General features: G+C 66.9%; 18 protein-coding genes and 1 riboswitch. Of the genes, 14 read left to right on the top strand and 4 right to left on the bottom strand.

All coding sequences use genetic code 11. The annotated features are described in order from the left end of the window. The first annotated feature begins 79 nt into the window (after positions 1–79). The 7 genes from DC347_RS06455 (at position 80) to DC347_RS06430 (ending at position 9,354) form a co-directional block, all read left to right on the top strand. On the top strand, positions 80–949 hold the full coding sequence (locus tag DC347_RS06455) for a glycosyltransferase family 2 protein (RefSeq protein ID WP_347876407.1): 870 nt from the start codon (positions 80–82) through the stop codon (positions 947–949). A 4-nt stretch (positions 950–953) separates the two neighbouring features. Further along, on the top strand, positions 954–1,946 hold the full coding sequence (locus DC347_RS06450) for a glycosyltransferase (protein ID WP_018762858.1): 993 nt from the start codon (positions 954–956) through the stop codon (positions 1,944–1,946). Beyond that, on the top strand, positions 1,943–3,238 hold the full coding sequence (locus DC347_RS06445) for a glycosyltransferase family 2 protein (protein WP_018762859.1): 1,296 nt from the start codon (positions 1,943–1,945) through the stop codon (positions 3,236–3,238). Before DC347_RS06450 ends, DC347_RS06445 begins: the two co-directional genes overlap by 4 nt. Before the next feature lie 74 nt (positions 3,239–3,312). Then, positions 3,313–5,526, top strand: coding sequence for a hypothetical protein (locus DC347_RS21625; protein ID WP_165837988.1), 2,214 nt, complete (start codon positions 3,313–3,315; stop codon positions 5,524–5,526). Then, complete coding sequence (locus tag DC347_RS06440; RefSeq protein ID WP_165837987.1) at positions 5,507–6,337, top strand: glycoside hydrolase family 16 protein; 831 nt, start codon at positions 5,507–5,509, stop codon at positions 6,335–6,337. The genes DC347_RS21625 and DC347_RS06440 overlap by 20 nt, the downstream gene beginning before the upstream one ends. Before the next feature lie 66 nt (positions 6,338–6,403). After that, positions 6,404–8,350, top strand: a complete 1,947-nt coding sequence (locus DC347_RS06435) for a hypothetical protein (RefSeq protein WP_109044825.1) — start codon at positions 6,404–6,406, stop codon at positions 8,348–8,350. After that, positions 8,347–9,354, top strand: a complete 1,008-nt coding sequence (locus DC347_RS06430) for an aminoglycoside phosphotransferase family protein (protein ID WP_018762862.1) — start codon at positions 8,347–8,349, stop codon at positions 9,352–9,354. Before DC347_RS06435 ends, DC347_RS06430 begins: the two co-directional genes overlap by 4 nt. Positions 9,355–9,432: 78 nt before the next feature. On the opposite strand, the gene DC347_RS06425 is transcribed toward DC347_RS06430, so the two are convergent. The 3 genes from DC347_RS06425 to DC347_RS06415 form a co-directional block, all read right to left on the bottom strand. Continuing rightward, positions 9,433–10,920: a lipopolysaccharide biosynthesis protein gene (locus DC347_RS06425; RefSeq protein ID WP_165837986.1), complete on the bottom strand. Its 1,488-nt coding sequence runs from the start codon at positions 10,918–10,920 to the stop codon at positions 9,433–9,435. Further along, a complete protein-coding gene (locus DC347_RS06420; protein ID WP_109044823.1) occupies positions 10,917–12,107 on the bottom strand; it encodes a glycosyltransferase in 1,191 nt (396 codons plus the stop codon). Before DC347_RS06420 ends, DC347_RS06425 begins: the two co-directional genes overlap by 4 nt. Before the next feature lie 131 nt (positions 12,108–12,238). Beyond that, positions 12,239–13,258, bottom strand: coding sequence for a family 16 glycosylhydrolase (locus DC347_RS06415; protein ID WP_133247074.1), 1,020 nt, complete (start codon positions 13,256–13,258; stop codon positions 12,239–12,241). A gap of 85 nt (positions 13,259–13,343) precedes the next feature. Then, positions 13,344–13,520, bottom strand: a riboswitch (cyclic di-AMP (ydaO/yuaA leader). Between the two features lie 363 nt (positions 13,521–13,883). Here DC347_RS06415 and rpsF point away from each other — a divergent pair. From rpsF to DC347_RS06380, 7 genes are all read left to right on the top strand, one after another. Continuing rightward, entirely contained in the window at positions 13,884–14,189 is a 306-nt protein-coding gene (gene rpsF, locus DC347_RS06410) for a 30S ribosomal protein S6 (protein WP_013602900.1), read from the top strand. Between the two features lie 71 nt (positions 14,190–14,260). Continuing rightward, positions 14,261–14,836 carry a single-stranded DNA-binding protein gene (locus tag DC347_RS06405; RefSeq protein ID WP_018762866.1) on the top strand — a complete coding sequence of 192 codons (576 nt, stop codon included), beginning with the start codon at positions 14,261–14,263 and terminating at the stop codon, positions 14,834–14,836. Between the two features lie 126 nt (positions 14,837–14,962). Further along, positions 14,963–15,202: a 30S ribosomal protein S18 gene (gene rpsR, locus DC347_RS06400; RefSeq protein WP_003800144.1), complete on the top strand. Its 240-nt coding sequence runs from the start codon at positions 14,963–14,965 to the stop codon at positions 15,200–15,202. A gap of 17 nt (positions 15,203–15,219) precedes the next feature. Beyond that, positions 15,220–15,672 carry a 50S ribosomal protein L9 gene (gene rplI, locus DC347_RS06395; RefSeq protein ID WP_018762867.1) on the top strand — a complete coding sequence of 151 codons (453 nt, stop codon included), beginning with the start codon at positions 15,220–15,222 and terminating at the stop codon, positions 15,670–15,672. A gap of 172 nt (positions 15,673–15,844) precedes the next feature. Further along, positions 15,845–16,849, top strand: coding sequence for a YdcF family protein (locus DC347_RS06390; protein ID WP_109044822.1), 1,005 nt, complete (start codon positions 15,845–15,847; stop codon positions 16,847–16,849). Positions 16,850–16,890: 41 nt separating this feature from the next. Further along, complete coding sequence (locus DC347_RS06385; protein ID WP_109044821.1) at positions 16,891–17,739, top strand: PhzF family phenazine biosynthesis protein; 849 nt, start codon at positions 16,891–16,893, stop codon at positions 17,737–17,739. 94 nt (positions 17,740–17,833) lie between these two features. After that, positions 17,834–18,460, top strand: coding sequence for an FMN reductase (locus tag DC347_RS06380; RefSeq protein ID WP_109044865.1), 627 nt, complete (start codon positions 17,834–17,836; stop codon positions 18,458–18,460). On the opposite strand, the gene DC347_RS06375 is transcribed toward DC347_RS06380, so the two are convergent. Beyond that, entirely contained in the window at positions 18,457–19,032 is a 576-nt protein-coding gene (locus DC347_RS06375; RefSeq protein ID WP_109044820.1) for a hypothetical protein, read from the bottom strand. The genes DC347_RS06380 and DC347_RS06375 overlap by 4 nt on opposite strands. Positions 19,033–19,620: the final 588 nt, after the last annotated feature.

The raw sequence follows: 19,620 nt of genomic DNA, 5'->3' as shown, positions 1-19,620 counted from the left end.
ACCAGACCATGACCGGATCAAGCGTATGTGCCGCGGCGAAACCGCCGGCGGCATTGTCCAGAATCCGAACTGTCATGAAGTGGTGAGGCAATTGTCGATTTCGCCCCAACTGCCGGCTTTGTTTTCCCAGCCGGGACTCTTATTTCCACAAGCTTCAATCAGCGTTGTTATTCCCACGTTGAACGAGGAAAAGAACCTTCCCTGGGTTCTGCGCCGGATGCCCTCTTACGTCGATGAAGTGGTGATCGTGGACGGGCGTTCGCAGGACAACACCGTCGAAGTGGCCAAGGCGCTTCGCTCGGACGTCGTGGTGGTCAACGAACCCCGGAAAGGAAAGGGCGTGGCCCTTCGTTCCGGCTTCGCGGCCGCCAGCGGGGACATCATTGTGATGCTGGATGCCGATGGCAGCATGGATCCGCAGGAGATCGGGTGGTTCGTGGCGCCCCTCCAGCACGACTTCGATTTCGTCAAGGGATCCCGGCACGTCACCGGCGGCGGGTCCGAAGACCTGACCCGGCTGCGGAAGGCCGGCAACCGGGCACTGACGGGACTTGCGAACGCTGTCCTGCACAGCAACTATTCGGACCTCTGCTACGGCTACATCGCTTTCCGGCGCGAATGCCTGGAGGTGCTGGAGCTTGAGTCCGACGGTTTCGAAATCGAAACCGAACTCATCGTCCGGGCCGCCAAGGCGGGACTGCGGATCGCCGAGGTCCCCAGCCTGGAGCTGGACAGGATCTCCGGCGCCTCCAACCTGCAGACGTTCCGCGACGGGTGGCGCGTGCTGCACACCCTGGCCCGGGAATGCGCCGTGTGGGAGGCTCCCACAGCCGGAGCACGCCCCGAGGCCCTCCGCCGCGTGAAGTACACCTACTCCAACGTCCGCTTCCCGCGCCTGCCCGTGGACCCGCACAGCGTCCTTACTCCGGCGGTGAGCCACCATGCTTGATCGCATGAAACCCCTTTCCGTGACGGTGGTGATCTGCGCGTACACGTCGGCGCGGTGGGGGATGTTGCTCGATGTCATCGAGTCGGTGCGCCAGCAAACCCTGGCCCCGGACCAGGTGCTGGTGGTGGTTGACCATAACGAGGACCTGTACGAGAGGCTGGTCGAGATCGTCGACGACGTCACCGTGGTGGAGAGCACCGGGCAGGCCGGTCTGTCCGGGGCACGCAATACCGGCGTCGGGCTCGCTGAGTCGGACATTGTCGCCTTCCTTGACGACGATGCCGAGGCAGCGCCGGACTGGCTCGAGCGCCTGGTGGCGCTGTACGACGATCCGGACGTTTTGGCCGTGGGCGGCAAGGTGGTCCCGCTGTGGGAGGCCGGCCGGCCGGGCTATTTCGCGGAGGAACTTGATTGGATCGTGGGCTGCAGTCACCGGGGCATGCCGCGGGTGGCCTCCGAAGTCCGCAACGTCATCGGTGCCAACATGTCCTTCCGGCTCGAGGTCCTGCGCCAAGTAGGCGGATTCAACCTCTCGCTGGGACGCAAGGGCACCTTGCCGCTGGGCTGTGAGGAGACCGAAATCTGCATCCGCTCCCAGATGGGGTCGCCCGGCTCGCGCATCGTGTACGAACCGGCGGCGCTGGTCCACCACCACGTCCCCGCCTCCCGCGGAACGTTGCGGTACATGATGTCCCGCTCCTGGTCCGAAGGGCTCTCCAAAGCCCAGGTCAGCCAGTTGGTGGGCCACAAACGGGCCCTCGGGCCCGAGCGCCGGTACGTGCGCAGCGTCCTTCCGCGGGCGGTGTTCACCGGGCTGCGTTCCTGGGGCCGCGACGGCAGCGCCGACGGGCTGGGCCGTGCGGGGGCCGTGATTGCGGTGCTTGCCTGCACTGCGGCCGGGTACTTCCAAGGGCGCCGCCTCCAACACTGGACGGGCCCCGATGAGGCGGACGACGCCCTGGTTCCGGCCGGCGGTCAGTGGAGGGAAGTGCAATGAGCGAGGGCGCCAGCCGTGTGCTTGAGGGGCTTCAGGGCGAAGCACTGATCCTGGTGCCCGCCATGGAGTCCGTGTTGCCTCCGGTCTGGCCGGGGGCCCGGTGGATCGGGTCAGTGGACCTGGAGGATCTTGCGGATTGCTCGCACTTTGAACTGGAGAACCATGCCGGATACGAACGGGCACGGCTGTTGGTGCGCGCGTCGGGGGTCGTGCGGGGATTCGTCGACGTGCCGTCGCCGTCGGGAATCGTGGATCGGGTTGTATTCGAGGACGCCTTGGCGGCCTTGCCACGTGTCACTTCATTCCCGCCGGCAGTGACGGCCCCGCACATCACAGTAGTGGTGTGCACCAGGGACCGCACGCCGCAGCTGCGGGCGGCGCTGATGACCATCCTTGCGCTCGACTATCCCCGCTTCGACGTGGTGGTGGTTGACAACGCACCGGCGACGCACGACACGGAGGAACTGGTGCGCCGGGACTTCAGGGACAAGCGCGTGCGCCTGGTCACCGAACCCGCTCCCGGCCTGTCCAACGCCAGGAACACCGGCCTGGAACACGCCAGGGGAAGCCTGGTGGCGTTCACGGACGACGACGTGGTTGTCGACAGGTCCTGGTTGTGGGAGATTGCCGCTGCGTTCGAAGCCGCTCCCGAGGCGGCCTGCGTCACCGGCCTGGTCCCGGCAGGGGAGCTCAGGACCCCCACCCAGGGCTACTTCGATGCGAAGGTGAGCTGGTCGCGGAGCCTGGTGCCGCGGGTCTATTCCCTGGCAGACCCGCCCGAGGGGCTGCCGAAGTTCCCGTTCAGCCCGGGGGCTTTCGGGACCGGAGCGAACTTCGCCCTGAAGCGCCACGCCGCCCTCACCCTCGGCGGATTCGACCCGGCCTTGGGCGTGGGCACCCCCACGGGCGGCGGCGAGGATATCGACATGTTCACCCGGGTCATCCTGGCCGGATATGCCCTGGTGGTCCAGCCGGCAGCGATCGTGTGGCACCGCCACCGGGACGGACTCGAAGACCTCCGGGTGCAGGCCCGCGGGTACGGCACCGGGCTGGGCGCATGGATGACGAAAGTGATGATGGACCCGCACACCGCCAGGCTGGCGCTGGCCAGGAGCTGGGGCGTGGGGATGGAATACCTGGCCCACCAGCACCCTGCCCGGCCGGCTCTCCAAGGTCCACCAGCCCACGGTTCCCTCGAAGCCCAGGTGGCCAGGCTCGCCTGGCTGCAGATGTTGGCCGTGGCCGTGGGCCCCTACAAGTACCTGCAGTCCCGCCGGACAGCCGGCAGTTAGCAAACACAGTCCACCCAGTGCTGGTGCGGAGAAACCCTCCGCCAGTGGCAAGCCAACCCAGGAGTTGAAACAGTATGGCGCTTCTTATCAGGGGTGACGTCTCCGGTCCCATGAACTCCCGCACGTCGCGCCGGCGCAGGCCCGGATACGCCGATTACGCCCTGGCCTTGTTGAGCACCGTGACGGCGGCCCTGATCCTGTTCGACATCGGGGGTGAGACCTTCGCCGGCGCCAAACTCCTGGCTTGCCTGGTCCTGCCCGGCTGGGCGCTGGTGCGGTGGCTCCCCAGTGTGGACCCGGCAGCCCGCCTGGTATTCACGGTCGTTGCCGGCGCTACGGCCTTCGCCCTGACCGCCGCGGCCATGGGTTGGCTGCAACTCTGGAATCCCCGGCCCGCCGCCGTCGGGATCATGCTGGCAGCCGCCGTCGCCCTCCTGGTTCCCGGCCCGGAACGGATCCGGGCTGCCTCCTCCCCGCTGCCCCGCCCGCAACCCGGCACCTATGCGCCGTGGCTGGTCCTGGTGGCCGCCATGGGCATGTGGGTGGCCTCCCTTGCCGCGACTAACCCGCGCCTGGGTGACTTAGGGCTCCTGACTGCCTTCCCGGTGACCTGGTACGCCGCGCTGGCGCTGGTCGTGGCCCTGTGCATCTGGAGCATCTCGCGGCAGCGGCTGCATTCAGGCTGGCTCGCGGGAGCCTCCCTGACCGGGCTGGTGGTGATGTTGTACTCCTCTGCCGGGCTGCTGACCGCCGTCCCGCGGCTGCCGTGGACGTACAAACACATTGCCGTCACGGACCTGATCCAGACCACCGGGCATTTCGATCCCAGCATCGATATCTACAACCGCTGGCCCGGGTTTTTCCTCTTCAGCGCCTTCCTCGGCGAATCCAGCGGATACCAGGACCCCATGGCGTACGCAGGCTGGGCTGAACCGGTGTTCGCGCTCATGAGTGTTGCGCTGGTGCTCGCAATCGCCCGGGCCCTGACCCGGAACCCGCGGATCTACTGGACCGCCGCCCTGGTGTTCACCCTCACCAACTGGCTCAACCAGAACTACTACTCACCGCAGGCCTTTGCCTACACCCTGCACCTGACGATGTGCCTGGTGATCCTGACGTTCCTGCGCGGCACACCAGCCGGCTGGGTACTCAAGCTGGAGCGCCGGGTGGCGGCCAGGTTCTCCAAGTCCGGGGCCAAGGTGGATGAACCCCCAACGTACAGCGGCCTGCAGCAGGCGCTGGCCATCGTTGCGGTCCTTGTCCTGCAGGCAATGATCGTGATGAGCCACCAGCTGACTCCCTACCTGGCCATCCTGGGGCTCTTCCCCCTGTTCCTGACCCGCTACTTCAAGCCCGCCTGGGTTGCACCGGCACTTCTGCTGATGGCTTTGCTCTACCTCCTGCCCAACGTCGATTTCGTGGCGGGCAAGTACGGCCTTTTGAGCGGCTTCGATTTCTTCGCCAACGCCGGGTACAAGGCGTCCAACGGAAGTCCCGGCCCCTCCCTTCTCTCCGGTCGGTGGCTGGCCCGCGAGGCGCTCGCCCTGTCCTTGTTCACCGCACTGCTGGCCGGTCTTGGATTCATCCGCAACATCCGCCTGGGCAACATCCGCACCACCCTGATCGTGGGGACGCTGGCTGCAACGCCGATCCTTGGGCTTTTCGGCACCTCCTATGGCGGCGAAGGCAGGCTCCGCGTGTTCATGTTTGCCCTTCCGTGGCTGGCCATCGGCGCGGCGTGGTTCCTCTGGGCCGGCAGGGTGCCCACCAGGAGGACGGTGGTAGGGGCAGCGTCGGCGGTCACGGTCCTGGCGGTCATGTTCACCGCGGTGTATTTCCAGAACGAGGCCAACGTCCGGGTGCCTGCGGCGGATGTTTCGGCCAGCCGCTGGCTCGATTCGAACGTCCGGAAGGGCGATGCGGTGGTGGAAACCAACTACCACCTGCCGCTCCTGATTGGCCCGCACTATTCCTTCTACCTCCGCACCGGCCAGTTGGTTTCGGTTGCCTCCAAGCTCCACAGTTCCACCCAGCCCTTCACCGGGGACGACATGGTGGCCTATGTGGACAAGACCCGGGCCGGAGCGAACCTGCGGGCCTCGGACCGGCTGTTCGTTGTGGTCTCCGACCTCCAGCAGCGGACCTCGACCGGTGTCCTGCGGCAGTTCTCCAAGGATGCCATGGTCCCGTTGGAGCACGACCTGGACGTATCCAAGGCCGCCCAGGTTGTCTTTGAGAACAAGTCGGTGCGTATCTATGAGGTTTCCCGTGCTGACTGGGGCAACTAGCGGCCGGGTGTACCAACTGTCGCTGGTCACGGTGACGTCCCTTTCCCTGGTGGGGGCGGCCCTGCTGGCCCTGCATGCCGATTCATCGCAGGTCAACGGGGCGCCCCGCGGGGACCTGCCCTCCTGGCGCCAGACCATGGTCCAGGACTTCAACGTCGCTGCGGCACCAGGGGCCGTAGGCGGCGTCTACGGCCAGGACATGCGCGGCTACGACGGACTCTCCGATTCCTCAGGGTTCGGAACGTACACCCCTGACCAGGTCTTGTCGGTCCACGACGGCTACCTCGATTTCCACCTCCACTATTCGAACAACCGGCCGCGGGTGGCCAGCGTCATCCCGTTCGGGTACTCGGGCCAGACTTACGGAAGGTATTCCGTCCGGTTCAGGTACGACTCCATTCCGGGCTACAAGGTGGCATTCCTCCTCTGGCCGGCCAGCGACGACTGGAACGAGGGAGAGATCGACTGGCCGGAGGGCGCCCTGGACGGGTCCCTCTACGGAAACTCCGCGATCAAGGGAACCCGGACGCCGACCGGCATGCAGTTCGACCCCGGTGACAGGCGCTATTCGGCGGCCCGGCCGGGGCAGTGGCACGTTGCCACCATCGAATGGCGTCCCGGCCTGGTCCAGTGGTTCCTTGACGGGAAGCTCGTGGACCAGACCACCAAGCCGGCGGGAGTGCCGGACACCCCCATGCGCTGGACGCTCCAGGTGGAAACGGCCGACGACGCCTCCAGTACCTTCCCCGCCCCCGGCACTGCCGGACACCTCCAGGTCGATTGGGTGGTGCAGTATGCCTACACACCCTAGGCCCCCCGAACACCTTTGCCCCGTACCCCCGGAGTTGGCTCCGGCAACCGATTGGAGGGTGGCGCCGTGGACGTCCTGAACAACCTGCCGGCCGGTGGTGCCGCGACGGAAATCCTGCGTGTCCATCCCCGGCTGGCCGCGGTCTTCGATGCCCTCGATGCGTGCAGCTGGCCGTGGTTGCTGCTCCGCGGCGGAGATGACCTCGCCCTGCCGGCCGGCGACGTGGACATCCTTGTGGACAAAGGCGTCTTGCCCGTTCTGGATGGACTGCTGGCTGCCGCGGGGTTCTGCCGGGTCCGGGCGCCGGGCCACGGCAGCCACAGGTTCTACTTCCACTATGCGGTGGATGACGGGGCCTGGATCAAGCTCGATGTCGTCTCCGACCTCGCGTTCGGGCCCTACCAGCAGTGGCGCACCCCGTGGGCGGCCCGCTGCCTGCGCCGAAGGGTGCGCCGCGGAACGCACTGGATGCCGGACCCTGCCGACCAGGCATGGCTGCTCCTGCTCCACCTGTTCATGGACAAGGGCAGCATTTCCCCGGAGCGGCACCCGTTGGCGCGTGCCGCAGCAAGGACAGCGGCCGACGGCGGGCGCATCGCGGAGTCGGTCAGGCGCCGGGTGGGTGCCGGGCTGGTGGCCGAGATGGTGGAATCGGTCCTGGACGGACGGTTCGACGACGTTCCCGGGACGGCGGCCCGCATGCGTGCCGCTTGGCGCGGCGGCTTGAGCCCGCGCCTGATTGCGGGAGCCAACAGGGTGCTGAGGCATGCCGGGGCCCAAGTCCGCGGGCACACTCCGCTGCTGGGCGTCATGGCACCGGACGGAGCCGGGAAGACCACGTTGCTCAACGGCCTGCACGCCGACGTTCCGCTGCCTACCAAGTACGTTTACATGGGCCTGTGGGGAGCCGGCCCCTGGGACAAGGTCCTAGGCCGGATCCCCGGCGGACGGACCGGGAAGAAGATCTACCGGCTGGTGCGCGGCGGAGTACTGGCCAGGTTCTACCGCCGCATGGGCAAGGTAGTGCTGATGGACCGCGTAGCGTACGACGCGCTGCTGGGCGGCTCCGGCGGCGGACCCCTGGCCGGGATGAGCAACGCACTCGCGCTGGCGGTAATCCCGGCCCCGGACGTCCTCCTCGTGCTGGATGTACCCGGCCCCGTGATGTTTGAGCGAAAAGGCGAACACAGCCCGGAGCTGCTGGAATCCTGGCGGCAGGACTACCTGAAGCTGGCCGGGCGCCTCCCCGGCGGCCGGGTGGTCGATGCGGCGCAGCCGGCGGCGGCCGTCCAGCGGGTGGCCACCGGCATTGTCTGGGAGACGTTGTCCCGCCCTGCCGGCACCCGACCGGCCACCCGACGTCGCAATCCCGGTAACGGCAGGAGTCCTGCTGCGCAGGAAAGTGTGGCCCCGGTGGCCCCGGCGGCTCCTGGCGCCGGCGCGGCAGAGGCCCTGGCCCTGCACCTCTGGCGCCTCCTGGACTGGCGATTCCTGATTCCGGTCCTGCAGCCCCGCAACCTTGGTTTCGCCGGACAGGTGAGCCAGGAAACGGAGGCGGCGCTGCGGCTCTTGGACCCGGAGGCCGTCCGCCTGGCCGGCCCGGCCGGCGCGTCATGCGACGTGGTGCTGCTGGCATCTCCGGGCCGCGGACACGTGGAAGCCGCCGGCCTGGCGCTGGAACCCGGGGGATGGATTTGCGTGGAAGCCAGCCGTTCGTTGCTCCAGCGCTCCGGCCCCCGGACGCTCCGGGGATGGAAGCGGACACTGGAGCGCCGCGGATACCAGGACGTCACCCTCTACTGGAATGCCCCCAACCGTGACCGCACCGCCAGGCTGGTTCCGGTCCGGTCGGGCGTGGCCATCCGTGACACCTTGGCGCTGCGGAAGGATGTGCGGTTTGGAGCGCTCAAAGCTGCCGCGGCCCACCTGGCCCTGGCACTTCACGTCTTCGACCTCATGGTTCCGGAGGGCACCGTCACGGGCAGGCGTCCGGAAGGGGGAGGCCGGCCATGAGCTTCGTCGACCAGTTCCTCCGGGAGCACTTCGAGGAATTCGCCCTTGACCGCTACGGCCTTGGCAGCGGGTGGGAAACGCTGCTGCTGACCCCGCGCTTCACCACCTCCCGGCACGTGGTGGCCCTGGTTTTTCCGGCCCGTGGAAGCGAACCCGCCCTGGTGGTGAAGATCCCGCGCCAGCCCGGAGACAGCAGCGGAGTCAGGCGTGAGGCCGCCATGCTGGACCAGCTCTCAGCCGCCGTCGACAGCCCGGGTGTTCCACGCCTGGTGGGAATCCGCGACGAGGGACCGTACACGGTCCTGGTCGAGACGGCATTGACGGGTATTCCCCTGGATCCGCGGAAGGTGGCCGCGGACCTCCCGGCTGCCGTCGCGGCCGGGACGGGCTTTGTGGGGTCCCTGCCCTGCACCCATGCTGCAACGGACAACCCTGACTGGTACCAGCGCGCCGTCACCGCCCCGCTGGCGGCCCTGGAGCGGCTGGCCGGACCGGACGCCCAAACCGGCCAGCTGGTTGAGCGTACCCACGAACTCCTCGAACCCCTGCGTGCCGCCCGGCTCCCGGCCGTCATTGAGCACGGCGACCTGAGCCACCCCAACCTGCTGGTCAAGCCCGGCAGTGGCCTGCAGGTCATGGACTGGGAACGCTCCCTGACCGACGGCGTCCCCGGCCACGACCTGGTGTTCTACCTCCAGTACCTCAGTGAGTCCAGCGAGCAGGCGTTCGCCCGGGACGCCCAGGTCGCAGCCTTCGACAAGGCATTTGGCCCCGGGGGTTGGGCGCTGGACCCGCTTTCGCGCCACCTTGGCACGCGGGGAGTGGAGGCCTCGCTGCTGCCGCTGCTGGTGATCACCACCTGGGCGCGGTCCACGGCAACGCTCGCCGACCGCCTGGCACAGGAAACGGAAGCCGATCCGTCGCAGGGCAGGGACAAGGTTCGTGCCGCACTCCAGGCGGACCGGGACTACTGGCTGTGGCGCCACGCCGTCACAGCCGCCTAGGAAACGGCGCCGCCCGGGACACGCCGGCCTTTCGGCGGCGCCCGGGAAACGACAGCGGCCCTTGGGAAACCGCCGGGCTCAGGACGCGTGGTCGCGTGCCGGACCTGAGGGTTCGTGGCGGCGCTTGAAGAGCCCCAGGATCTCGTCGTGCAGGTCCCGGTAGCCGAACCGCAGGACAGCGTAGACCAGGCCCACGCCGGCAACAACCATGACGGCGAGCGTCAGCACCGGTCCCAGCGCATGCCGTGACAGGTTGAACAGGCCCACCAGGGCCACGGCCGCCCCGCACGCCAGGCCGGGTGCCGCGGCGCGGAGCATGCGGCGCATCCTTGTCCCCATGACCCTGGCGGCTACGGCCTGCATACCAAAAGCGAAGACCACCGCCACCACCATCTGGGCACACGCGACACCAACGATGCCCCAGCGCGTGGCGAAGACCAGCGCAGGGAGCAGGACCACCAGGCGGACCACGGAGATCCAGATGGAAAGCCCCGGCCTGCCCAGGGCTTTATAGACGTCATTCGCTCCGGCGCCCAGCGATCGAGCCGCCGCGTACAGGGCAAGGAACACCAGCGGCGTCACTGATTCCTCCCACTGCTGCCCGAACAGGACCGGCACCAGGACCGGAGCCACCACGGCAAGTCCCACCCCTGCCGTGATGCCGTACAGGGCCTGCACCGTGACGCTTTTCAGGTACCCGTCACGCAGTCGCTGCCGGTCACCGCCGACTTGCGTATACAGCGGAAACAGGACGGTGGACAGCACGAAGAACACGTTGAGGATCAGGGCCTCCGGGAGCCGGAAGGCGAGCGTGTACAGGCCCAGCGCATGGGCCCCCAGGACGATCCCGATCACCAGGTAGTCGACGTCGAAGATTGCCCTGGCCAGCATGGTGCTCCCAGCAACGGGAGCACCAAAGCGGATGTTCTCGCCCAGGGCACTCCTGCTGACGCGCCAGAGTTGCCACGGCGCCTCGTGGCGGACCAGGAACCAGCAGGTGGCAGCGTAGGCCACCGAGCCCGCGGCCGTTCCGACGGCGAGCGACCACGCGCCGTGGCCGGTGAAAGCCAGGTACAGGGTCACCGTCCCCATGGTCGCGGCACGCAGCACCGGAGCGGCGGTGAGTTGCCGGAACTTCAGGTCCCGGCGCATGATCGCTTCCGGAACGGCGCCGCAGGCCGTGGCCAGGACGGAGACGCCGAGAACCTGCACCAGGGGAGCCACGCCGTCGAGCCCGATGAGGTCTTCCACAGCATCGGCCGCGAGCACGGCGGCCAGGGCCAGTACGGTTCCCAGCGCCACCGAGAGCAGGAGCGCTGAACGGGCAATCACCTTCGTTTTGGGCAGATACACCAGTGCCTGGCCCACCCCGGCATCGGCGATGGTCTCGGCGTATGCCATGAGGACCAGCGCCAGGGCTACGAGGCCATACTCTTCAGGAGAGAGGAGCCGGGCCAGCACCACGGTGGTGACCAGCACAATGATCCGCCCGGAGGCAAAGGCCAGCCCCTGCCACAAGGCTCCCCGGACTCCCCTGCGTTCCAGCTCGCCGGGCGCGTAGGTCACAGTTGCCTTGACGTGCCGGATAAGTCCCCGGCAGGGGATGACGCGGCCACGGCCGCCCGCACTTCGACCAAGTACTCCGCGGCCACCGTGTCCCAGGACCGGACGGCGCCGGCGGCCTGGTCCAGTAGGCCGCCGGGGGTTACGTGCGGCGGCCGGGGTGCCCTGAGATGTTCTACGACCTTGCGGACCATCGCGTCCTGGCCGGCCTCGACGGTGAGCAGCGGGTGCGGCGGAAGTTCACGTGCCGCCACCGGGGAGGCCACTACAGGCAGCCCGGCGGCAAGGGCCTCAAGCACGGAGTTTCGGATGCCTACGCCGTGTTCGTCGGGGAAGACGGCGACGTCGGCCCCGTTGAAGACATCCGGGAGTGAGGGCACGTTGGCCAGGATTTCGATGTGTGGACCGGCCAGCGCCTGGACTGCCGCTGTGGGTTGCCGCCCGGCGATGACGAACCGTGCCTCCGGGACCTCCCGCCACACGAGGGGAGCGATACGGGTGGCCAGGACCGTGGCGCTGTCCACGTTGGGGGCGTAGTTGAGGCTGCCCGCGAAGCAGACTACCGGCGCCTTCCGGTCCGGACGCGGCCCCGCGGCCACGCTGGTTCCGTTGGGGATGCTTTTCACGGACCGGCCGAGCTTCGCGGACCAGGCTGCAGCGTCCTGTGCCCCGACGGTCAGCAGCCGCGCCCTGGCGGGCAGCGACCGTTCCGCCCGTTCGGCGAGGTGCTCGCGCAGCCGGTAGGCCGGCCGGAGGGAGCGGGCAATATCCGTGTCCATGGCGGCCCGGATGGACCAAGGGTCCACCGTTTGCAGCACCACGGGACCGGCCACATGATGCGAAAGGAAGAGGGCGTGCGGGCCATGGATGAGGGTGGCCTCACTGCTGCCGGACAGGGTGGCTGCCGCTGCCCGCGCTGACGGGGTGGATCGCCGGTGCTTTCCCAGGCCGGCGAGGCCGCCGAAGGAGCGGACAAATGCGGCGGGGTCGTCCCGCGGGGCTAGTTCGTGGACGGTTTCGCAGCGGGCCCGGAGCTCCGCCGGAACCGGGACAGGGCCGGAAAACGTCAGCAGCGTGACGGCAACATCCGCGGGAAGGTGAAGGATCACTTCGTACGGGATCATGGAGCTTCCATCACCGAGTTGCGGGTCCCGGTTTGGCACGCTTTCCGTCACGTACAGGAGCTTCATTGCAAGAGTGTACTGGATCACACTCGGGTGGCAGGGTTGCTCTGGGCAACTTTGTGGGGAACCGCAGGAAGCCAAAAAGGGCGACGGCGGGAAGTCCCGCCGTCGCCCTTTCCAAGGGGGCGCGTGGCCGGCTACTGCCAGGCGCGGACGTAGTCCACCAGGAGTTGGGACTGCGGGCCGTACACCGGGTTCGTCGATGAAGCGCCGACGTTCAGCACGATGTACTGCGGGGCGTTTCCGTCGTCCGTGGGGTAGGACTTGACCTTCACGCCGTCGAAGTAGACGTCCGACGAGTTGGCCATCCGGTGCAAGCCGAAGGTGTGGTATTCGTTGGCCCAGTTGCCGCCGACGCCACCCTGGTTGTGTGACCCGGAGCCGGAGTGGTAATTCACGGTCATCTTGCCCTGGAGGACCTCCGCGATGTCGTTCTCGCCGGTGGCCGGCCAGGACTGCCCGGTGGTCCAGAACGCGGGCCAGTTATAGAGACCGTTGGCGTTGCCGGGGAACTTGATGCGGGCCTCGACATACCCGGTGGTGAACTGGTACCCGGTGCCCGCTCCACCCTTCGGGTTCGTGGAGACCAAGGACCCGGAAGACGAGGAGGCAAGGCTGAGGGCCAGGTTGCCGTTGGCCACGGAGACGTTGGCTGGGCTGGTGGCCACCTTGTTCATGGTTCCGCAGTTGGGGGAGAACCAGCAGTTGGACCATTTACCGCTGTCCAGGCCTGAACCGTTGAAATCGTCAGCGAAGGTCATGGTCCAGTTTCCGGGGACCCCTGCGGGCATGGGCGTCCCGCTGTTTGCCAGCGGTGCCGAGGCTGGTGCCACGGCGATGGGGGGCTGCGGTGCAGGAGCCGCAACGGCCGGTGCCGGGGCGGGTGCCGCGGGAGCCGGCGCCTGGGACGGAGCCTGCTCTGGTGCGGGCGCGGGTGCGGCTGCCGGTGCCGGGGCGGGCGCCGGAGCGGACTGGACTGCGGCCGACGGGGTGGGCTGGACCTGTACCTCGCTGCCGGCCCCGGCGGCGCTGGCCACCCGGGATACGTCGGCAGCTTCATTGCCGTTGGCGACGCCGAGGCCAAGGGAGGCTGCGCCGAGGACGGCTGCTGCCAGGCCGGCGGCCAAGGGCAGGCGGCGGGAATCTCTGGATGTCAAGAACTGACGGAGCCCGGCCGATGGGGTCTCATTCTGATGACGGCGGGCGCGTTTGGCGCTCAATTTGCGGGATGCGGGCATGGGGAATTTACCTCTCAACGCCGGCGGGGTTAGCTGTCGGGTTCGAATGCTGCCATTCGGCCGCGGATCGCGGCTTCACCCCGAGGGCAGGCGGGAGCCATGCCCGTGACACTTGGGTCCCCCGCCTCTGCCTTGGAACCTGAGGGATCGCGGAAGCGGCAGAGTTGGGCGTCTTCCGGGATTGGGGCCGGCTGGGGCGGCCCACCCGAAGACCGTACACGAAAATCCCTGCGGAATCACAATTGGGTAACGGAAGCGGCGCGGTGGGCGTGGCGTCCCGCGGTGCACCCGCATAGACGTCTAATGCCGAACGGCACGCTCCTGCGTTTTCCACATACGTGTCCGGTCAGGCTGCTCCTGCCACATCACGCGGCTAGCCTTGAGTCAAGCGCGAATCGCCTATCAGGTCCAGATGCACTAGGATATTGAAGTCTGTGCTGCGTCCTGCCTCCGTACTGGTGGCAAGGCACTGCGCGGAATCGCAAATGAACCTCCTGTTACGGAAATGCCGTAACCGCTTAGCCCAAAGGAGGTGGGTTCACATATGCGTCCTTACGAATTGATGGTAATCATCGACCCCGAGGTCGAAGAGCGTACCGTTGAGCCGTCGCTTCAGAAGTTCCTGAACGTCATCACCAACGATGGTGGAACCATCGAAAAGGTTGACATCTGGGGCCGTCGCCGTCTGGCTTACGAGATCAAGAAGAAGTCCGAAGGTATCTACGCCGTGGTGAATTTCACCGCCAAGCCGGAAACCGCCAAGGAACTTGACCGCCAGCTGTCTCTTAACGAGACCATCATGCGCACCAAGATCACCCGCCCCGAAGAGCAGAAGGTTGTTGCTGAGTAATCAGCACCAAAATTCATTCTTTACCCCGCAGGAACGCACTCTTCACCCAGGATCGAACAAGGAGGCAGTAGATGGCAGGCGAGACCACCATTACGGTCATCGGTAACCTCACCAATGACCCGGAATTGCGGTTCACACCGTCCGGTTCCGCAGTAGCGAACTTCACCATCGCTTCCACCCCCCGCACCTTTGATCGACAGTCCAACGAGTGGAAGGACGGGGAGACCCTGTTCCTCCGCGCCGCGGTCTGGCGTGAAGCTGCCGAGAACGTCGCCGAATCCCTGACCAAGGGCATGCGCGTGATCGTCACCGGCCGCTTGAAGAGCCGTTCCTACGAAACAAAAGAAGGCGAAAAGCGCACCGTCATCGAGCTTGAGGTCGACGAAATCGGCCCCAGCCTGCGCTACGCCAACGCCAAGGTCAACCGCACCCAGCGCTCCGGCGGACAGGGTGGGGGCGGCTTCGGCGGCGGCAACGGCGGCGGTGGCTTCGGAGGCGGCAACCCTGGTGGAAACCAGGGCGGCAACTCCGGTGGAGGCTGGGGCGGCGGCAACCAGCAGGCTGCACAGGACGATCCCTGGGCCACGCCCGGCGTGTCCAATGCAGGCGGCTGGGGCAACGGCCCCGATTCCGAACCTCCCTTCTAAAACCCAAACAACGGCCCGATGCCGGGAATGCCCGGGAGCCGCAAGGCACCCAAGGTTTTGCCGCCGTCGGACCACCACCATCCCGTGGATCAATATCCACGGGCTCCCTAGAATAGGAGCTCCACGATGGCTAAGGCTGAACTCCGTAAGCCCAAACCAAAGTCCAACCCCTTGAAGGCCGCTGACATCACTGTCATCGACTACAAGGACGTAGCATTGCTGCGCAAGTTCATCTCCGACCGCGGAAAGATCCGCGCCCGTCGCGTCACTGGCGTCACGGTGCAGGAACAGCGCAAGATCGCCCAGGCAATCAAGAACGCCCGCGAAGTTGCTCTGCTGCCTTACTCCGGCGCTGGCCGCGGCTAAGGAAGGGATTAACTAACATGGCAAAGCTCATTCTGACCCACGAAGTAACCGGTCTCGGTGCTGCTGGCGATGTTGTCGAGGTCAAGGACGGTTACGCACGTAACTTCCTGCTGCCCCGCGGCTTCGCCCTGACCTGGACCAAGGGTGGCGAGAAGCAGGTTGAGTCCATCAAGGCTGCCCGCGCCGCCCGTGCGCACGCTTCTGTTGAAGCTGCACAGGCGCAGGCCCAGGCTCTGTCCTCCAAGAAGGTCAAGCTCGAGGTGAAGGCCGGCGAGTCCGGTCGTCTCTTCGGCACCGTCAAGCCTGCTGATGTCGCTGCCGCAGTCGAGGCCGCCGGCCTCGGTGCCATCGACAAGCGCAACGTTGAACTGCCGAACCACATCAAGTCTGTCGGTTCGTACACGGCCAACGTCCGCCTGCACGAGGATGTTTCCGCTGTCATCGACCTTGAGGTCGTTGCCGGAAAGTAGTTTCCGCACCGCAGTTCAGTGGCCCCCGCCCGGGATTCCGGTGCGGGGGCCATTTGCGTGCAAGGTCACTGCCGGGGTTTCCAGCGGCCGGCCGCGTGCGCCATAGGCTTGGGGGCGGGCCGCTGTTCCTGGCCTGCACCAATCCACCGTTTCCACGGAAGGTCACCCAGCATTGCCGTTCCTCTTCGTCAGCTGCATCCTCCTGCTGGCCGCAGCCATCAGCTTCGCGACCGACCGGAGGCGCTTGCGGAACGGAGTCTTCCTCGTCTCAGGGGCAGTCATCGGCTGGCTTGGGCTCCTCCTGGTCTCCGGCAACAACTCCAACAATTCCGTCCCTGTCCTCATAACCGTGGCCTTGGGCCTCCTGCTCATCCTCTCAGTGCCCATCCTGGCCGTGTTCCTTGTCCTCAACGGCCTCATCATGCTGCGCCGCGAAGGCCGCAGCCTGGCAAACCTGCTGTCCCTGCTGGCAGGGCTGGCCGTGGTGGCCGTTCCCCTTGTCCTGGCCGCCCTGCAGACGGCCGTACCCGCGCTAAGGGCGCTCACGTCGGCGGCTGCCCTGCTGACCGGCTACGTGGGCTTCGTGTTCGTCAGCTATCTGGTCTATTCGCTGATTTACTCGCACCTGCCGCCGCGCCGCCATCCCGAATACGTGGTGGTGTTGGGTTCCGGCCTGGCCGGCAGCTCGGTTCCGCCCCTGCTGGCCGCCCGGCTTGACGCGGCGGCGCGCCTGTACCGGGGCAAGCATGGCGGGTCCATCAGGGCTCTGATTCCCAGCGGCGGGCAGGGAGCCGATGAACTCCTCGCCGAAGGGACAGCGATGGCCCGCTACCTGCAGGCGCAGGGTGTTCCTGCCAACAGGATCATCGTGGAGGACCGGGCAGCAACCACCATGGAGAACCTGCACTTTTCGCGCGCGCTGATGGAGCGGCCGGACGCGCCCGTCACGGTGGTCACCAGCAGCTACCACGTGTTTCGCGCGGCCATGTTCACCCGGCGTGCGGGCCTGCGCGCCCACGTCACCGGGGCCAGGACGGCGGGCTACTTTATCCCCAGCGCGTTCCTTCGGGAATTTGTCGCCATCCTCGCAACCTACCGGTGGATCAACCTTGGCTTTTGTGCTGTGCTCACCGCCATTCCGTTGGCCGCCATGGCCCTGCCGCTGCTCCCTTCCTAGGGCCGGCAGTCCGCCCGGCGGGCCGGTGGTAACCTGCTCCGGTGAACCCGACACCCAGCAGCCGTCCTTTCCACCAGGTGGATGTTTTCGCCGGCAACGCCTACCGCGGCAACCCGCTCGCCGTCGTCCTCGATGCCCACGGTCTTGACGCGGCAACAATGCAGCACTTCGCGAACTGGACCAACCTCTCCGAAACCACCTTCCTCTTGCCCGCGGAGGATCCCCGCGCCGACTACAACGTCCGGATCTTCACCGGGAGCGAGGAGTTCCCGTTCGCGGGGCACCCCACGCTGGGATCCGCACATACCTGGCTGCAGGCCGGCGGAGTTCCGAAGTCCAGCGGCTTCGTGGTCCAGGAGTGCGGTGCCGGTCTGGTCAGGATCAAGCGCGACGCCGGCCGATTGGCGTTCGCCGCACCGCCCTTGACCCGCTTTGAGGCCGTGGACGAGCCCCTTCGGCGCCAGTTGGCTGTCGCCCTGGGAATCCCGGCCGGTGACATCGTGGACGCATCCTGGCTGGTGAATGGGCCGGAGTGGATCGGTGTCCTGCTGGGGTCTGCGGACCAGGTGATGGCGCTCGTGCCGGATCCGGTGGCCATGGGGAACCTGAAGGTCGGAGTCATCGGGCCGCATCTGTCCGGCGGGGACGCCGACTTTGAGGTGCGGACGTTTATCCCGGGTGATGCGATGGTGGAGGATCCGGTGACGGGCAGCTTCAACGCTGGGGCCGCCCAGTGGCTTATTGGTAGCGGCAGGGCACCCCGGCGCTACGTCGCCGCACAGGGTACCGTCCTGGGCCGGGCAGGGCGTGTCCATGTCACCGCCGAGGACGACGATGTGTGGGTGGGCGGAGAGTCCACTACCTGCATCCAGGGCACAGTCCTGCTTTGATGCGGGTCACGGGAATACATGAGGAGGTACCGCCGTTCAGGGATATAGATGCAAATGCATGCATGATCGAATGAACGAGCACCAGGAGAATGCCATGGAAACCCGCCGTATCACAGTCCTCTCCGCCGGACTTGGCGTCCCGTCGTCCAGCCGGCTGCTGGCCGATCAGCTGGCGGCCGCTGCCGAGCGGCGGCTCACCGCCGGCGGCCACAAGGTGCTGGTCGACGTCGTCGAACTCCGGGACCTCGCCGTGGACATCGCCAACAACTTCGTCACGGGATACGCCGCACCGCGCTTGGCGGAAGTCATCGCCGGGGTGGAGGCGTCGGATGGGATCATCGCCGTGACGCCGGTCTTCAGCGCCTCCTACAGCGGCCTCTTCAAATCGTTCTTCGACGTCCTGGACCCCAAGTCCCTGGACGGCAAGGCTGTCCTGCTGGGCGCCACCGGAGGTACCGACCGGCACCAGATGGTGCTGGATTACGCCTTGCGCCCGTTGTTCAGCTACCTGCGCACCCGCACGGCCGCCACGGGAGTCTTTGCCGGGCCCCAGGACTGGGGAACCGCGGAAGAGGGTGGCTCGTCGCTGGCCGACCGCATTGAGCGCGCTGCCGCCGAATTTACCCTGCTGTTGGAGGGTCCCCAGCCGGGCCGGAAGCCCGCACCCCTGGAGTCCCTGCCTTTCGAGCAACTCCTGGCCGGAATCGCCGGACCGCGCTAGTCGTCCAGCAGCGCGATGAATTCCCGGGCCTCGACCGGGGAGATGTCCGAGTGGCGCGTCAAGGCGGTAACGGCAGCCTCGGTGTCCCCGCTGCGGGCCAAGGAGCGGATCCGGCCGTAGATTTCGTCGTTGAGCATATTGCTGCTCACTTCACGGGTCACGTCGCCCTTGCTGGCGATGGCGCGGTAGCGGTAGGGGAAGCGTTGTGGCTCGTCATCCTCCTGCACAGCCTCTACCGGCTCCTGCTGGCGGTAGGGCTGGGGGTGTGCCGCCAGGGCGCCGACGGCGTCGCGCGAGGCCCGGAGTCCCTCGCCCGTGACCTCCCGGTACAGCCTGATGGCGGCCAACGGCTGCCCCTGCGCGATCATGGCGTACAAGCGACGGTGTTCGCTTTCTGACAACTTGCCGGCAGTGGCGCGGGCCAGTTCCGTCGCCTGGTCCTGTGCCGGGCCGGCCGGCCGGGACGGGGCTCCTCCACCTGACGCCCTGCGCCCGCGGACTGCGCGGTAGGTCACGATGACCCCCGCAACGACGGCGAGCAGGATAAGGACCGGGACCACTAGGGATTCCATTTTTTACGAGCCGTTCTGTGTACTTCCTGGCGGTCGCCAAGGCGGTTGCGTTGCCGGCTGTCCGTCCAGCCAAGGCCATACCTAGAGCTTAATCCAGAACCCGGTTATCCACAGCAATATTCACCGTGCTGCATACTGCAGCGTTCCCCTGCCGGTCAAGCTCCGCCAAGGGAATATGAGCAGCGCCACGCAGGCGGATGCCGGCATGTCGCGGCCGGCCCCAGGCCGGTTCCGGCCTTCGGGTGCGGGCGCGGACCTGTGGATGAAATTCCTGGAGAGAAATATTTACTCCACATGCTGGTGAAGATGTTTCCGCAGGTCAGAGGGCTTTTAGGAGGTAAAAAAATTCTGTATCCACAGACTTCCCCACAGGCTGTGCACAAGCTATGCCCCGTAGTGCACAGGTTATCCACAGCAGTTCCGGCGTACTGGCTTTGCCGCTGGACCGGGGGCGGCTACCGTAGCGGGGTACCTGTTTTTCACGGCCAGGCCAAGGCCTGTACGCCGCGATCCAGAGCCTCTCCCATGGCCCTTTCCGGGCGCTCTGTGGAAAAGCTGTGGATAGTGGGGATAACTTCCGGCCGGAGG

The sequence above is a fragment of the Pseudarthrobacter sp. AG30 genome (genome assembly GCF_003116525.1).
Taxonomy (GTDB): domain Bacteria; phylum Actinomycetota; class Actinomycetes; order Actinomycetales; family Micrococcaceae; genus Arthrobacter.
Note: the sequence above shows the minus strand (reverse complement) of the source record. Positions and strands in the feature narration are given on the sequence as shown.

What these genes read in the sequence shown, in the direction of transcription:
- DC347_RS06450 (WP_018762858.1), top strand. Translation starts at nt 954, where the DNA reads ATGAAACCCCTTTCCGTGACGGTGGTGATCTGCGCGTACACGTCGGCG.
- DC347_RS06445 (WP_018762859.1), top strand. Translation starts at nt 1,943, where the DNA reads ATGAGCGAGGGCGCCAGCCGTGTGCTTGAGGGGCTTCAGGGCGAAGCA.
- DC347_RS21625 (WP_165837988.1), top strand. Translation starts at nt 3,313, where the DNA reads ATGGCGCTTCTTATCAGGGGTGACGTCTCCGGTCCCATGAACTCCCGC.
- DC347_RS06430 (WP_018762862.1), top strand. Translation starts at nt 8,347, where the DNA reads ATGAGCTTCGTCGACCAGTTCCTCCGGGAGCACTTCGAGGAATTCGCC.
- DC347_RS06420 (WP_109044823.1), bottom strand. Translation starts at nt 12,107, where the DNA reads ATGAAGCTCCTGTACGTGACGGAAAGCGTGCCAAACCGGGACCCGCAA.
- rpsF (WP_013602900.1), top strand. Translation starts at nt 13,884, where the DNA reads ATGCGTCCTTACGAATTGATGGTAATCATCGACCCCGAGGTCGAAGAG.
- DC347_RS06405 (WP_018762866.1), top strand. Translation starts at nt 14,261, where the DNA reads ATGGCAGGCGAGACCACCATTACGGTCATCGGTAACCTCACCAATGAC.
- rpsR (WP_003800144.1), top strand. Translation starts at nt 14,963, where the DNA reads ATGGCTAAGGCTGAACTCCGTAAGCCCAAACCAAAGTCCAACCCCTTG.
- rplI (WP_018762867.1), top strand. Translation starts at nt 15,220, where the DNA reads ATGGCAAAGCTCATTCTGACCCACGAAGTAACCGGTCTCGGTGCTGCT.
- DC347_RS06380 (WP_109044865.1), top strand. Translation starts at nt 17,834, where the DNA reads ATGGAAACCCGCCGTATCACAGTCCTCTCCGCCGGACTTGGCGTCCCG.
- DC347_RS06375 (WP_109044820.1), bottom strand. Translation starts at nt 19,032, where the DNA reads ATGGAATCCCTAGTGGTCCCGGTCCTTATCCTGCTCGCCGTCGTTGCG.